Annotated in this window: 15 protein-coding genes and 2 tRNA genes; 4 read left to right on the top strand and 13 right to left on the bottom strand. The window is 68.3% G+C overall.

The genetic code is table 11. The features are described from left to right. Positions 1-2: 2 nt before the first annotated feature. Together ABCS02_RS12535 and ABCS02_RS12540 are read right to left on the bottom strand one after the other, a co-directional pair. Positions 3-158: a hypothetical protein gene (locus ABCS02_RS12535; RefSeq protein WP_345835973.1), complete on the bottom strand. Its 156-nt coding sequence runs from the start codon at positions 156-158 to the stop codon at positions 3-5. Beyond that, positions 158-955, bottom strand: a complete 798-nt coding sequence (locus ABCS02_RS12540) for a class E sortase (protein WP_345835974.1) — start codon at positions 953-955, stop codon at positions 158-160. Before ABCS02_RS12540 ends, ABCS02_RS12535 begins: the two co-directional genes overlap by 1 nt. A 56-nt stretch (positions 956-1,011) precedes the next feature. Between ABCS02_RS12540 and ABCS02_RS12545 the strand changes: the two genes are divergently transcribed. After that, complete coding sequence (locus tag ABCS02_RS12545; RefSeq protein ID WP_345835975.1) at positions 1,012-1,248, top strand: cell division protein CrgA; 237 nt, start codon at positions 1,012-1,014, stop codon at positions 1,246-1,248. An 88-nt stretch (positions 1,249-1,336) separates the two neighbouring features. On the opposite strand, the gene ABCS02_RS12550 is transcribed toward ABCS02_RS12545, so the two are convergent. Then, entirely contained in the window at positions 1,337-2,221 is an 885-nt protein-coding gene (locus tag ABCS02_RS12550; protein WP_345835976.1) for a rhomboid family intramembrane serine protease, read from the bottom strand. 9 nt (positions 2,222-2,230) lie between these two features. Beyond that, complete coding sequence (locus ABCS02_RS12555; protein WP_345835977.1) at positions 2,231-2,788, bottom strand: peptidylprolyl isomerase; 558 nt, start codon at positions 2,786-2,788, stop codon at positions 2,231-2,233. 101 nt (positions 2,789-2,889) lie between these two features. On the opposite strand from ABCS02_RS12555, the gene ABCS02_RS12560 reads away from it, so the two are divergent. Together ABCS02_RS12560 and ABCS02_RS12565 are read left to right on the top strand one after the other, a co-directional pair. Next, positions 2,890-3,471 (top strand): DNA helicase, encoded by a 582-nt coding sequence (locus tag ABCS02_RS12560; RefSeq protein ID WP_345835978.1) that lies wholly within the window; start codon positions 2,890-2,892, stop codon positions 3,469-3,471. Between the two features lie 46 nt (positions 3,472-3,517). Then, positions 3,518-3,877 carry a carboxymuconolactone decarboxylase family protein gene (locus ABCS02_RS12565; RefSeq protein WP_345835979.1) on the top strand — a complete coding sequence of 120 codons (360 nt, stop codon included), beginning with the start codon at positions 3,518-3,520 and terminating at the stop codon, positions 3,875-3,877. A 6-nt stretch (positions 3,878-3,883) separates the two neighbouring features. Here the strand turns inward: ABCS02_RS12565 and ABCS02_RS12570 are convergent, their stop codons facing one another. From ABCS02_RS12570 to ABCS02_RS12595, 6 genes are all read right to left on the bottom strand, one after another. Continuing rightward, positions 3,884-4,294, bottom strand: coding sequence for a type II toxin-antitoxin system VapC family toxin (locus ABCS02_RS12570; RefSeq protein ID WP_345835980.1), 411 nt, complete (start codon positions 4,292-4,294; stop codon positions 3,884-3,886). Further along, the gene (locus tag ABCS02_RS12575; RefSeq protein WP_345835981.1) at positions 4,291-4,542 is read right to left on the bottom strand and encodes a type II toxin-antitoxin system prevent-host-death family antitoxin; all 252 of its coding nucleotides are present in this window, start codon (positions 4,540-4,542) and stop codon (positions 4,291-4,293) included. Before ABCS02_RS12575 ends, ABCS02_RS12570 begins: the two co-directional genes overlap by 4 nt. Positions 4,543-4,615: 73 nt before the next feature. Beyond that, positions 4,616-4,688: transfer RNA gene (locus ABCS02_RS12580), tRNA-Ala, on the bottom strand. A 34-nt stretch (positions 4,689-4,722) separates the two neighbouring features. After that, the gene (locus ABCS02_RS12585) at positions 4,723-5,823 is read right to left on the bottom strand and encodes a hypothetical protein (RefSeq protein WP_345835982.1); all 1,101 of its coding nucleotides are present in this window, start codon (positions 5,821-5,823) and stop codon (positions 4,723-4,725) included. An 88-nt stretch (positions 5,824-5,911) separates the two neighbouring features. Continuing rightward, entirely contained in the window at positions 5,912-7,465 is a 1,554-nt protein-coding gene (locus tag ABCS02_RS12590; RefSeq protein ID WP_345835983.1) for a hypothetical protein, read from the bottom strand. Positions 7,466-7,506: 41 nt separating this feature from the next. Continuing rightward, positions 7,507-7,580, bottom strand: a tRNA-Ile gene (locus ABCS02_RS12595). Positions 7,581-7,679: 99 nt separating this feature from the next. Here ABCS02_RS12595 and ABCS02_RS12600 point away from each other — a divergent pair. Further along, a complete protein-coding gene (locus tag ABCS02_RS12600; protein WP_345835984.1) occupies positions 7,680-8,399 on the top strand; it encodes a VIT family protein in 720 nt (239 codons plus the stop codon). A gap of 15 nt (positions 8,400-8,414) precedes the next feature. Here ABCS02_RS12600 and ABCS02_RS12605 read toward each other — a convergent pair whose 3' ends face one another. Genes ABCS02_RS12605 through gyrB form a run of 3 tightly spaced genes read right to left on the bottom strand, consistent with a single transcriptional unit; the run spans position 8,415 to position 13,394 of the window. Then, on the bottom strand, positions 8,415-8,819 hold the full coding sequence (locus ABCS02_RS12605) for a DUF3566 domain-containing protein (RefSeq protein ID WP_345835985.1): 405 nt from the start codon (positions 8,817-8,819) through the stop codon (positions 8,415-8,417). Further along, complete coding sequence (gene gyrA, locus ABCS02_RS12610) at positions 8,816-11,338, bottom strand: DNA gyrase subunit A (protein ID WP_345835986.1); 2,523 nt, start codon at positions 11,336-11,338, stop codon at positions 8,816-8,818. Before gyrA ends, ABCS02_RS12605 begins: the two co-directional genes overlap by 4 nt. A gap of 19 nt (positions 11,339-11,357) precedes the next feature. Next, positions 11,358-13,394 (bottom strand): DNA topoisomerase (ATP-hydrolyzing) subunit B, encoded by a 2,037-nt coding sequence (gene gyrB, locus ABCS02_RS12615; RefSeq protein WP_345835987.1) that lies wholly within the window; start codon positions 13,392-13,394, stop codon positions 11,358-11,360. Positions 13,395-13,510: the final 116 nt, after the last annotated feature.

A 13,510-nucleotide genomic window follows, 5' to 3' on the forward strand; every position in this document is an offset into this window, starting at 1 on the left:
CGTCAGCCGACCGTGACGTCCTGCGGGTTGACGATGTTGCTCACCCAGGGGAACACATAGAAGAAGAGCCCATAGACGATCGCGGCCGCGATCACCACGAGGATCAGGACCCGCAGCCACCACGGGCCGGGCAGCACCCGCCACAGCGCACCGTACATCAGCTCGTCACCCCTCCGGTCAGCGACGCCGGTGCTCCGGCGGCGCGTGGCGTGAACGACTCGAACACGCTGTATCCCACGATCCGCTCGGACATCGCGTACATCGGGCTGCAGCTCGTCATCGTGAGGTAGCGGCCGTTCGCGTCGACGCCGTCCGCCTGCGGAACCGGCGAGAGCACGTCGATCGAGTCGGGCGTGACGTACTCGAGCGTGCGGAACCGGTACGTGTACCAGCCGTCCGGCGTCTCGATCACGATCGCGTCGCCGACGTGGAGGTCGGCGATCCGGTTGAACGGCTTCCCATACGTCGTGCGGTGCGCCGCGAACCCCACGTTGCCGACGGCGCCCGGCATCGGCGTTCCCGGGTAGTGCCCCACGCCGATCGGATCGAGCGTGGTCGCGCGGGTGACCCCGCCGGCGATCTGGACGGCGTAGTCGCTGCCGAACCGGGGGATGTAGAGGTTGGCGAAGACCTGACCGTCGCCGGCCTGGGGCAGCACGACCGGCTCGACGGACGCCGGTCGCGGCGCCGGCGATGTCGTCGTCGCATCCGGGGTGGGGGACGGCGTGGCCGCGGCGGCCGCCCACTGCTCGGAGAGCGACTTCGCGACAGCCGACTTCTCGGCCGCGTAGATGACATCGCCGATCCAGAGCTGCCACGCGACGTAGAGCAGGGTCACGATGCCGAGCGTCAGCAGGATCTCGCCGACGACGCCGAGGACGGTGACCCGGCGGCGCGGACGCCCTGAGCTTCGACGGCCACGGCGCGTTTCGAGCAGCGGGTCGGCGGGCGTCACGTCGATGATCCTAACCCGACGCCAGATGCGCTGACCGTGACGGATAGGATGTCTCCATGGCCCGAGCCGACGACGACGAGAAGGTGCGCGACAGCACGGGCGGAGAACCCGCGCCCAACCCGGTCTGGTTCAAGCCCGTGATGATCGGGCTCATGCTCGTCGGCCTGCTCTGGGTGCTCATCTTCTACCTCAGCGGGATGCAGTACCCGATCCCCGGCATCGACGCGTGGAACCTCGTGATCGGGTTCGGCGTCGCGTTCGTCGGGTTCCTGATGACCACTCGGTGGCGGTGACGTGACGCGCGAGTAACGCGCGCCTCTCCCAGGAATTACACAGCTGTGATTCATCCCCACGTGTGGATGGATCTGTGGATAACTGCGGTCAGGTGTACAGGTACACCGGGATCAGCAGCAGCCCGAGCAGGATCACGGCCTCGATCACGAGCAGCACGATCTGCAGCGTCCGCTGACGGCGCTGGCGTGTGCGCGCGTAGACGAGCGCGGCGAGCGCGCCCGCCACGAGGCCCCCGACGTGGGCCTGCCACGCCACGTTCATGCCCGGCAGGAAGCCGATCGCCAGGTTGATTCCGAGGATGATCACGATGCCCGTGATCTCCGCGCCGATGTGGCGGCCGATGATGATGAGCGCGCCGAAGAGGCCGAAGATCGCCCCCGACGCCCCGACCGCGGACGTTCCCGGCGCGAGCAACGCCATCGCGACCGAGCCGCCGATCGCGCTGAGCAGGTACAGCACCAGGAACCGCGCGTGCCCGACGAGCGGCTCGAGGATCCGCCCCAGCATCCACAGCGCCAGCATGTTGAGCGCGAGGTGCCAGAAGCTCGCGTGCACGAGCGTCATGGTGAGGATGCGCCACGGCTCGAACGGCACCCCCGGGATGGGCAGCAGGTAGAGGCTGTTGAACATCAGCGCCGCGGAGATCCCGCTGCCGGGCAGGAGGAGCTGCAGGAGCGAGACGATCGACGTCACCGCGAGGGTGATGTACGTGACGATCGGCCGGCCGCCCGGCACCGCCGCGACCGCGGCGGCGCGCGGACGCCGCCAACGCCGTTCAGCGGTCCGCTGCGCCGGGGTGCTCGCGGCGCGCTGCTCTGCCATGCACTCGGGACAGATGACGCCGACGGCCGCCTGCGTCTGGCACTCGGGGCAGATCGTCCGCAGGCACCGCTGACACAGCACGAAGCTCACCCGGTCGGGGTGGCGGTAGCAGAAGTTGTCGCGGTTGCGGGCGAAGTCGGCCGTGGTCACGGGCTCAGATCACGCGTGGACGATGTCGATCGACGCGATCACGACGGGCTCGACCGGGCGGTCGCCCGCCGCGGTCGCGACGCCCGCGATCGTGTCGACGACGCGGCGCGAGTCGTCGTCGGCCACCTCGCCGAAGATCGTGTGCTTGCCCTGCAGCCACGGCGTCGGGTCGGTCGTGATGAAGAACTGCGAGCCGTTCGTGCCCTCGGCGGCGCCCGTGATGGCGTTGCGACGGAGGCCCGCGTTAGCCATCGCGAGCTTGTAGGGCTCGGCGAACGTGAGCTCCGGGTGGATCTCGTCGTTGAACGTGTAGCCCGGGCCGCCCGTGCCGGTGCCCAGCGGGTCGCCGCCCTGGATCATGAAGCCGGGGATGATGCGGTGGAAGATCACATCGGTGTAGAGCGGGCCGGTGCCGGCGGCGCCCGTCTTCGGGTCGGTCCACTCGGTGGAGCCGTCGGCGAGGCCGACGAAGTTCCCGACCGTGCGCGGAGCGTGGTCTCCGAAGAGGTTGACGACGATGTCGCCGTAGTTGGTGTGCAGGGTCGCGACCGACGTGGGGTGTGCCATGTACGCCATTGTCTCAGAGTTCGCCACCACTCTTCCGGCGGTGCAGCCCTTCTCTGGCAAGATGGGGACATCACTCACTACCCCGAGAGGGAGGACGTGGCATGAGCCTCAGCCGGAAGCGCAAGAAGGAACTCCGTCAGCTCCAGAACCAGGCCGCCAGGCTTTGGGAGGCGCAGCAGGTCATCGCGGGCGAGGCCGGGGGGGTCGCGCGGGAGGCCGGGCGTCAGCTCGGAAACTACCACCGCGAGCACGTCGTCCCCGCCGCGCAAGCCGCGTACGACCGTTACGCCGCCCCGCACGTCGACCGGGGGGTGCGGTACTCGCAGCAGGTGCTCACGGAAAAGGTCATCCCGACCGCCGGTGTCCTCATGGGCTCGGCCCTCTCGGCATGGGATGCCGCGGGCGAGACCCGCGCACGCCTGGCCGCAGGCCGCGGCATCGAGCTCCCCGACGCGAAGAAGTACGCCAAGAAGGCGGAGAAGTATGGCGCGAAGGCAGCGTCGCGATTCGCGCAGTACGTCCCGGTCCCCGTCGAGAAGAAGGGGATCGGCGCCGGCGGCGTGATCGCCATCATCCTCGGTGTGGCCGCCGCGGTCGGCATCCTCTACGCCGCCTGGCAGACGCTGCGGGCCGACGACGAGCTGTGGGTCGCCGACGACCCGCTGAGCGCCCCCGACGCCTGACATGACCGAGGACCCGACGTCGGACTCGAGTCTTCTCGAACGAGGTATGCGCGTTCGCCGAGAGGTTCTCGGTGCCGCGTACGTCGATGCCGCGATCGCGCCCGAAGACGAGCTGACCTCGGCCTTCCAGCCGTTCATGACCGAGCGCTGCTGGGGTGAGATCTGGACCGACGAGACGCTGGCGCGCCGCGAGCGCAGCCTGATCGTCCTCGGGATGACGGCCGCGTCCGGGCACATGGGCGAGGTCGAGACGCACACGCGCGGCGCTCTACGCAACGGCATCACTGTGCCGGAGCTCCTCGCCGTGCTGAAGCAGATCACGATCTACTGCGGCGTCCCCACCGGCGTGAACACCCTGAAGGCCATGCGGAAGGCGATCGCAGACTTCGACCCCGCCGCTCCCTAAGTCCCCTCACAGCTCCCAGGGGTTGAGCAGCCGCACGCCGGTGCGCACGAAATCCCCGGTGTTTCGAGTGACGAGCGTGAGATCGTGCACCATCGCGGTCGCAGCGATGAGGGCGTCCATCTCCGGCAGCGGGTCGGGGATATGCAGCGCCGCCGCCGCGACGGCGGTCCGCTCGTCGACGGGAAGCACACGGCCGCCGACCATCGGCCGAACGTCCTCGTCGAGCCAAAGGCGCAACGGTAGCGCGCCGCCCGGATCAGCACGTTCTTTTCTTTGGACTCCCCGCTCGAGCTCCAACATCGTGATGGCGCTGAGTGCGAGGTCCCCGATCTCTTGGCCCCGGAGCCAGGTCATGAGCGCCGTCGACCGCTTCCGCCGGGCATCACTGATGATGTTCGTGTCGAGCAGGTACCTCACAGTTCGAGCTCGCGGGGCGCCTCGACACGACGCTCCGGAAGCTCGAGCTCGCTGGCCTCCGTGCCCCGAGCCCATAGCCGGTCGCCCACGAGCTCACGCTCGCCGGAGAGGCGATCGAACTCCTCCGCCGTCAACAGCACGTGCGAGGGGCGCCCGTGATCGGTGATCGTCACCGGGCCACGCTCGGCCGCCCTCTTGGCAGCCGAGACGTCGCGGTTGAACTCACGGCTCGTGATCGTTGTCCTCATCGTGACCCCCCGAGTGCGTACCTATTATAGGCACAATAGGTACACGGGTGGCTCTCGACAATGGCGGCAGGTGTGGAGCCTAGGAGATTCGAACTCCTGACATCCTGCTTGCAAAGCAGGCGCTCTACCAACTGAGCTAAGGCCCCGGAAGGGTCGCGTCAGTTTATCAGCGACTCTCGCTCAGAGCCGCCCAAGGTCGGCCAGGAAACGCTGCGTGTAGCCGAGGACCGGCACGTCCGGCATCGAACTGCAGGAGCGCGAGATCGCACCGGCCGCGCACGGCGTGTCCCGGTCGATCGACCAGGGATGGAGTCCCGCGAGACCGTTCTGTACGGCATACGCCGTCATCTCGTCGACATCCTGCAGCGTGAACAGTTGGCTGTCCCACTCGTTCTTACCGATCATCGGTGTCAGCTCGATGCGATCGAGGGGCACCACCGGGTACGTGTGACGAAGGTTCTCCACCGCCTGGATGGCGGTGGCTCCCAGGTCACAAGAATCGCCGGCCACGACGCAGCCACTCGGCATCGCACCCCCGACGTTCATGACCATGAGGTTGATCGTGTAGTTACGCAAGCCCGAGGCGATCACGTTCCGGATGACGGCATCGCCGGTCGGGTTCACGCCGGCGAAGCTGCCGTCGGTCGCGCCGAGGGACGCGACCGTGAAGGAGAACCGCAGGTCCGGGTACCGGTCCTGCACCGCGGCGACCGACTGCTGCAGCGCCCGGATCTGCTCCTCGGATTCCCCGCGCTCGATGTCGAAGTCGATACCGATGAGGTCGTCGCTCACGTACCGATCGATGAACTCGCTCATGCCCGCGGCCGAGGAGCAGAGGAAGCTGTCGGTCGCGCCCCCCGCGCTGATGATGTACTGATATCCGGCGGCGGCGAGGGCGGGGACATTGGCATCCGCGAAGACCTGCCCGGGGATGCCGTTCCAGCTCTCCGATCCGCACTCGCCGGTAGCGAAGGAGAGCGTCACCGTCTTCAGCTGCGGCAGCGCGGACTGGAGCGTGAGGCCCGGGCCCACCAGCGGACGGGGTGTTCCATCGAGGACGGTCGTCTGCGCCACAGCATCGCCATCCCCGGACAGTCCCACCTCGACGTCCTTGTACGGACTGAACACCAGCCCCGACGACTTCCCGGTCTTCGGACTACTGGTCGGAGCCGGGGACGGTGCCGCCGCGGTAGGCGAGACGGCGACACGCGCCGAGTCCGCGGGAGCATTCGTTGCGCAGGCGACGAGGACGGCGGCCGTGACGCTCAGGGCGGCGATCACAGTCGGCAGACGACGAATCCCGCGGCCCGCGGACATAGCTCACGGTACCTCCGGCCCGCCTCCCGCAGAAGGGGGTCGGGCGCGCGGGTCAGAGGCGTCCGAGGGCGGTGAGGAACCGCTTCGTGTAGCCGAGCGCGGGCACCGACGGCGTCGAGTTGCACGTGTTCGAAAGCGCGGTCGAGCCGCACGGCACGTCGCGGTCGAGCGACCAGTAGTGCAGGCCGGCGAGGTTGTTCGCCACCGCGTACGCGGTCATCTCGTCGATGTCCTGCAAGGTGAACGTCTCGTCCGGGATGTCGTTGAGCGCGATCATCGGCGTCAGCTCGATGTGGCTGAGCGGCACCGACGGATAGGTGTGGCGGAGGTTCGCCACGGCCTGGATCGCCGACGCGCCCATGTCGCAGACGGAACCGGACAGGACGCACGTGGACGACGCCGCCGGGCCGTAGTCCATGACCATGAGGTTGATCGTGTAGTTGCGCAGCCCCGAGGCGAGCACCGCCTGCACGACAGCGTCACCCGTCGAGTTCACGCCGCCGTAGCTGCCATCGGAGGCCGCGAGCGTCGCGATCGTGAACGAGAACCGCAGGTCCGGGTAGAGGTCCTGCACGGCGGCCGCGGCGTTCACCTGGTTCTGGATGTCGGTCGGCGACTGGCCGCGCTCGATGTCGAAGTCGACGCCGATCAGGTTGTCGCTCGCGTAGCGGTCGATGAACGCCCGCATCCCGGCCGCAGACGAGCACGTGAAGCTGCCCGCCGCGCCGCCGGTGCTGAGGATGTAGTTCTCGTTCGCGGCATCCAGACCCGGGACGTTCGCTGCGGCGAACGCCGGACCGGACACACCCGCCCAGTTCTCCGAACCGCACTCGCCCGTGGCGAACGCGAGCGTGATCGTGTTCAGCGCCGGAAGCGTCGACTGCAGCGTCGTGCCCGTGCCGACGAGCGGGGTCGGGCTCCCGTTCACCGCGGTCGTGCCCATCGTGTAGCCCGTGCTCCAGAACATGGCCTGCGCGATGTCCTTATAGGGGCTGAACACCAGGCCGCTGGCCGTGCCCACGGTCGGCGGGGTGGTGGAGGTCGGCGTCGGGGTCGGACTCGGCGTCACGGTGGGCGTCGGAGTGGGAGTGGGCGTCGGAGTGGATCCGTCGCACGTCGTCACCGACCAGTACGCCGGTGCGGTGCTCGGCGACCACCAGTTCGGCGCGAACGTCGAGACGTACGCCGTCCCATTGAAGAGGACCTTGTCGCCCACCGCGTACGCGGGGTCACCGGCATACGGCTGCCGGAACGGCGCGCACGCCGCACCCGTCGGCGTGGGCGTCGGAGTGGGGGTGGGCGACGGCGTAACGGTGGGGGTCGGCGTCGGGCTCGGGCTGTCGCACGTGGTCACCGACCAATACGCCGGTGCGGCGCTCGGCGACCACCAGTTCGGCGCGAACGTCGAGACGTACGCCGTCCCATTGAAGAGGACCTTGTCGCCCACCGCGTACGCGGGGTCGCCCGCATACGGCTGCTTGAACGGCGCACACGCCGAGGGCGTGTCCGCGGCGGAGGCGATCGCCGGCGCCGCGAGCAGTGCTGCGACGACGCCTACGACGGCGAGAAGAACGGGGAGGCGGCGGGCCCTGCGCGGCGTCGTCATGACGGTCAGGCTAACAGCAGGGTGATACCGGAGGTGAACCGTGGGGGTACCAGGACTTGAACCTGGGACCTCTTCATTATCAGTGAAGCGCTCTAACCGCCTGAGCTATACCCCCGTGAGACGCGACATCGCGTCGTCAACCTCCAAGACTTTACCCGAACGACGGGCGCCTGGCCAATCGTCGGGGGCCTCGGAAACCTGCTTGACTGTCGGGGTGAGCACGGACATCACTCCCCACGACGGAGAACGGCACGACTCCGGTGTCGGGAATCGCCTGAACTGGCTGCGCGCCGGCGTGCTCGGCGCGAACGACGGCATCGTCTCCGTGGCGTCCCTCGTCGTCGGCGTCGCCGGCGCGACGACCGATACCCCCGCGCTGCTGACCGCAGGCCTGGCCGGCCTCGTGGGCGGCGCGGTTTCGATGGCCCTCGGCGAGTATGTGTCGGTCTCGAGCCAGCGGGACAGCGAGCGGGCCCTGATCGCCAAGGAGCGCCAGGAGCTCGCGGAGATGCCGGAGCAGGAGTTCGACGAGCTGGTGGGGCTCTACCGCGCACGCGGCCTTTCCGAGGCGACCGCGCAGAAGGTCGCCGAGGAGCTGACCGCGCGCGACGCGCTCGCCGCGCACCTCGAGGTCGAGCTCCACATCGATCAGGACGACCTGGTGAACCCGTGGCACGCGGCCTTCTCGTCCGCGGTGGCGTTCGTCATCGGCGCGCTGCTGCCGCTGCTCGCGATCCTGCTCCCGCCGCCGGCCTGGCGAGTGCCCGTGACGTTCCTCGCCGTCATCGTCGCCCTCGCGCTGACGGGCACGATCTCGGCGCGGTTCGGCGGTTCGTCGAAGCGGCGCTCCGCGCTCCGCCTCGTGCTGGGCGGCACGCTCGCGCTTCTGGCGACGTGGCTCCTCGGCACCCTGCTGGGCGCGACGGTCGGCTGAGGCGGCCGGGCCGGCTCAGTTGGAGGTGAAGCCGACGAGCAGGCCGCCGGTCACCTTGACCGCGAGGTTGTAGATGCCCGCGATGACAGCGCCGAGCACCGTCACGACGACGAGGTTCAGGATCGCCACGACCGCCGCAAAGGCCATCACTTGGGGGAGGCCGGCGAAGTCGGTGAGCGAGGTCGCCCCGTCCGTGAAGCTCTGGAAGAACTCATTGCCCTTCGCGATCAGACCCGTCGTCAGCACGATCATGTAGACCAGGAAGAACGTGACGATCGTCACGACCGCGAGCGCGACCGCCGCGAGGAACGAGAGCTTGACCGCCGACCAGAAGTCGACGTAGACGAGACGCAAACGGACCTGCTTTGCGCTGGTCCTGCTGCTCGACTTCTTGGCCAGCTTGTCGGCTACCGTGCTCATGCGTCAGTACTTTCTTCGGGCGTCGCGTCCGATTCCTGGGCCGCCTCTTCGGCGAGCCCGCGCTCGGAGTTGCGCGCGATGGCGATGATCCGGTCACCCTCGTCCGGCCGGGCGAATACCACGCCCATCGTGTCGCGTCCCTTCGCCGGGACCTCGGCCACGGCAGAGCGTACCACCTTGCCACTGGCAAGAACCACCAGGACCTCGTCGTCGTCCGCGACGATCAGACCGCCCGCCAGATCGCCCCGATCCTCGTTCAGACGGGCAACCTTGATGCCCAGTCCGCCGCGTCCCTGGAGCCGGTATTGGGAGCTCGACGTGCGCTTCGCGTACCCGCCCTCGGTCACGACGAAGACATATCCGTCCTCGTTCGCGACGGAGGCGGACAGGAGGCTGTCGCCCTCGCGGAACGCCATGCCCTTCACGCCCTCGGTCGCGCGGCCCATCGGGCGCAGGGTGTCGTCGGACGCCGTGAAGCGCAGCGACATTCCGTGCCGGCTGATGAGCAGGATGTCGTCGCCCTCGCTGACGAGCAGTGCGCTCGTCACCTCGTCGCCCTCCCGGAGGCGGATGCCGATGACCCCGCCCTGCCGGTTCGTGTCGTACTCGGCGAGCCGCGTCTTCTTCACGAGACCGCCGCGGGTCGCGAGGACGAGGTATGGCGCCACCTGGTAGTCGCGGATGTCGAGGATCTGCGCGATCTCCTCGTCGGGCTGCAGTGCCAGGAGGTTCGCGACGTGCTGGCCCTTCGCATCCCGTCCGGACTCGGGAACCTCGTAGGTCTTGGCGCGGTAGACGCGACCCATGTTCGTGAAGAAGAGGAGCCAGTGGTGCGTCGTCGTGACGAAGAAGTGCTCGACGACGTCGTCGGCGCGCAGCTGCGCACCCTTGACACCCTTCCCACCGCGGTGCTGCGAGCGGTAGTTGTCGCTGCGCGTGCGCTTGATGTAGCCGTCGCGCGTGACCGTGACGACCATCTCCTCCTCAGGAATGAGGTCCTCGACGGACATGTCCCCGTCGAAGCCGTGGAGGATCTCCGTGCGGCGGTCGTCGCCATACTTCGCGACGATCTCGCCCAGCTCGTCGTGCACAATGCCGCGCTGGCGCGCCGGGTCGGCGAGGATCGCCTGGAACTCGGCGATCTGGGTCTGGAGCTCGGTCGCCTCGTCGATGATCTTCTGCCGCTCGAGCGCCGCGAGGCGGCGCAGCTGCATCGCGAGGATCGCGTCCGCCTGCACGTCGTCGATCTCGAGGAGGTCCTTCAGCCCCTCCCGCGCGACCTCGACCGTGTCGGAGCGGCGGATGAGCGCGATGACCTCGTCGAGCGCGTCGAGCGCCTTGAGGTAGCCGCGCAGGATGTGCATCCGCTCCTCCGCCTTGCGGAGCCGGAACTGCGTTCGGCGGACGATCACCTCGATCTGGTGCGCGATCCAGTACGTGACGAAGCCGTCGATCGCGAGCGTGCGCGGCACACCGTCGACGATCGCGAGCATGTTCGCGCCGAAGTTGTCCTGCAGCTGCGTGTGCTTGTACAGGTTGTTGAGCACGACCTTCGCGACGGCGTCGCGCTTCAGCACGATTACGAGGCGCTGGCCGGTGCGGTCGCTCGACTCGTCGCGGATGTCGGCGATGCCCTGGATCTTGCCGTCCCGCGCGAGATCGCGGATCTTGATCGCGACGTTGTCCGGGTTCACCTGGTACGGGAGCTCGGTGACCACGAGGCACGTGCGCCCCTGGATCTCCTCGACGTTCACGACGGCGCGCATCGTGATCGAGCCCCGGCCGGTCCGGTACGCGTCGCGGATGCCGCGGGTGCCGAGGATCTGCGCGGCGGTCGGAAAGTCCGGCCCCGGGATCCGCGCCATGAGCGCTTCGAGGAGCTCCTCGCGCGGGGCCTCGGGATTCTCCAGCGCCCAGAGGACGCCGGATGCCACCTCGCGCAGGTTGTGCGGCGGGATGTTGGTGGCCATGCCGACCGCGATGCCGACCGAGCCGTTGACGAGGAGGTTCGGGAAGCGGCTGGGGAGGACCGTGGGCTCCTGCGTGTGGCCGTCGTAGTTGTCCTCGAAGTCGACGGTCTCCTCGTCGATGTCGCGGACCATCTCCATCGCCAGCGGCGACATCTTCGTCTCGGTGTATCGCGGGGCGGCCGCGCCCTGGTTGCCGGGGGAGCCGAAGTTCCCCTGGCCGAGAGCGAGCGGGTAGCGCAGCGACCACGGCTGCACGAGACGCACGAGCGCGTCGTAAATCGGGGCGTCGCCGTGTGGGTGGAACTGTCCCATGACCTCGCCGACGACGCGGGCGCACTTCGAGAACGCCTTGTCGGGACGGTATCCGCCGTCGTACATGCCGTAGATCACTCGGCGGTGCACGGGCTTCAGCCCGTCGCGCACGTCCGGCAGCGCGCGGCCGACGATGACGCTCATCGCGTAGTCGAGGTAACTGCGCTGCATCTCGACCTGGAGGTCGACCTGCTCGATGTTGCCGTGGTTGTGCTCGGTGCGCGTCTCGTCGCTCATGCGTCTCTTCTTGTTCGGCTCAGATATCGAGGAAGCGGACGTCCTTCGCGTTGCGCTGGATGAATCCGCGCCGCGACTCGACGTCCTCTCCCATGAGGATGGCGAAGACCTCGTCCGCGGCGGCCGCGTCGTCGATCGTCACCTGCTTGAGCGTGCGCGTCTCGGGATCCATCGTCGTCTCCCACAGCTCGCTGGGGTTCATCTCGCCGAGACCCTTGTAGCGCTGGACCGCGTTCTCCTTGGGGATCCGCTTCCCCGACGCGACGCCCTCCGCGAGGAGCGCATCGCGCTCGCGGTCGCTGAACACGTACTCGTGGTCGGCGTTCGACCACTTCAGCCGGTACAGCGGCGGCTGCGCGAGGTAGACGTAGCCCGCCTCGATGAGCCCGCGCATGTAGCGGAAGAGGAGCGTCAGCAGGAGGGTCGCGATGTGCTGCCCATCGACATCGGCATCCGCCATCAGCACGATCTTGTGATACCGCGCCTTGTCGATCGTGAAGTCCTCGCCGATGCCCGTGCCGAACGCGGAGATCATCGCCTGGATCTCGTTGTTGCCGAGCGCGCGGTCGAGGCGCGCCTTCTCGACGTTGAGGATCTTGCCGCGCAGCGCGAGGATCGCCTGCGTCTCCGGGTCGCGGCCGCGCACCGCGGAGCCGCCGGCCGAGTCGCCCTCGACGAGGAAGATCTCGCTGATCGACGCGTCCTTGCTGGTGCAGTCCTTCAGCTTGTCGGGCATCGAGGCCGACTCAAAGACGCTCTTGCGCCGCGCGGTCTCGCGCGCCTTGCGCGCCGCGAGCCGAGCGGTCGCCGCGTCGATCGCCTTGCGGACGACGCTCTTGGCCTGCGCCGGGTTGCGGTCGAACCAGTCGCCGAGCCGGTCGCCGACGACCTTCTGGACAAAGGCCTTCGCCTCGGTGTTGCCGAGCTTGGTCTTCGTCTGACCTTCGAACTGGGGCTCGGCGAGCTTGACCGAGATCACGGCGGTGAGCCCCTCGCGCACGTCGTCGCCGGAGAGGTTCTCGTCCTTCTCCTTGAGGAGGCCCTGCGCACGCGCGTACCGGTTGACGAGCGCCGTCAGCGCGGCCCGGAAGCCCTCCTCGTGCGTGCCACCCTCGTGCGTGTTGATCGTGTTCGCGAACGTGAAGACGTTCTCCGTGTACGTCGTCGTCCACTGCATCGCCATCTCCAGCGCGATATTGCGGTCGGTGTCTTCGGACTCGAAGTCGATGATCTCCTCGTGCACGACCTCGGCCTTGCGCACCTTGTTGAGGTACTCGACGTAGTCGACCAGGCCGCGCTCATAGAGGAAGGTGTCGTGCGGGTGCACGATCTCGCCCTCGCCCTCATGGTCCTCGACGTACTCGGACCCGGTCCGTTCGTCGCGGAGCGCGATCGTGAGGCCCTTGTTGAGGAACGCCATCTGCTGGAACCTCGTGCGCAGCGTGTCGTAGTCGAAGTCGACGGTGTCGAAGATCGTCTCGTCCGGCCAGAACGTGATCGTCGTGCCGGTCTCGTCGCTCGCCTCGCCCTGCTCGAGGGGCCCCACCGGAGCACCGCCGGCCCGGTACGACTGACGCCAGACATGGCCCTGGCGCTTGACCTCGACCTCGAGGCGGCTGGAGAGCGCGTTCACGACGGAGGAGCCCACGCCGTGGAGACCGCCGGAGACCGCGTATCCGCCGCCGCCGAACTTTCCGCCGGCGTGGAGGACCGTCAGCACGACCTCGACGGTCGACTTCCCCTCAGTCGGGTGCATGTCCACCGGGATGCCACGACCGTTGTCGATCACGCGGATGGCGCCGTCGGGCAGGATCGTGACATCGATGAGGTCGCAGAACCCGGCGAGCGCCTCGTCCACGGAGTTGTCGACGATCTCGTAGACCAGGTGATGGAGTCCGCGCTCACCGGTCGAGCCGATGTACATGCCCGGACGCTTCCGGACCGCCTCGAGCCCCTCGAGCACCTGGATCGCGTCGGCCCCGTAGTCTCCCTGGTGACGTTCCGGCGCGCGGGATCCGGACTCTTCGGGAACGCTGGCGGGGTTCGGCGACGTCATAGGTGTACGCGCTCCAGGTCGGGGACGGGACGTGGATATTCTACCCGTCCGACCTGAGCATCCGGGCTTCAGCGCGCCTCTGACGCCACGAAATCGGTCGGCTGACTCCGGAACCT

This window comes from Microbacterium sp. X-17, assembly GCF_039615055.1.

Bases quoted from the DNA above. Each gene is read 5' to 3' on its own strand.
- ABCS02_RS12535 (WP_345835973.1), bottom strand. From the start codon at position 158: ATGTACGGTGCGCTGTGGCGGGTGCTGCCCGGCCCGTGGTGGCTGCGG.
- ABCS02_RS12545 (WP_345835975.1), top strand. From the start codon at position 1,012: ATGGCCCGAGCCGACGACGACGAGAAGGTGCGCGACAGCACGGGCGGA.
- ABCS02_RS12555 (WP_345835977.1), bottom strand. From the start codon at position 2,788: ATGGCACACCCCACGTCGGTCGCGACCCTGCACACCAACTACGGCGAC.
- ABCS02_RS12560 (WP_345835978.1), top strand. From the start codon at position 2,890: ATGAGCCTCAGCCGGAAGCGCAAGAAGGAACTCCGTCAGCTCCAGAAC.
- ABCS02_RS12565 (WP_345835979.1), top strand. From the start codon at position 3,518: ATGCGCGTTCGCCGAGAGGTTCTCGGTGCCGCGTACGTCGATGCCGCG.
- ABCS02_RS12575 (WP_345835981.1), bottom strand. From the start codon at position 4,542: ATGAGGACAACGATCACGAGCCGTGAGTTCAACCGCGACGTCTCGGCT.
- ABCS02_RS12590 (WP_345835983.1), bottom strand. From the start codon at position 7,465: ATGACGACGCCGCGCAGGGCCCGCCGCCTCCCCGTTCTTCTCGCCGTC.
- ABCS02_RS12605 (WP_345835985.1), bottom strand. From the start codon at position 8,819: ATGAGCACGGTAGCCGACAAGCTGGCCAAGAAGTCGAGCAGCAGGACC.
- gyrA (WP_345835986.1), bottom strand. From the start codon at position 11,338: ATGAGCGACGAGACGCGCACCGAGCACAACCACGGCAACATCGAGCAG.
- gyrB (WP_345835987.1), bottom strand. From the start codon at position 13,394: ATGACGTCGCCGAACCCCGCCAGCGTTCCCGAAGAGTCCGGATCCCGC.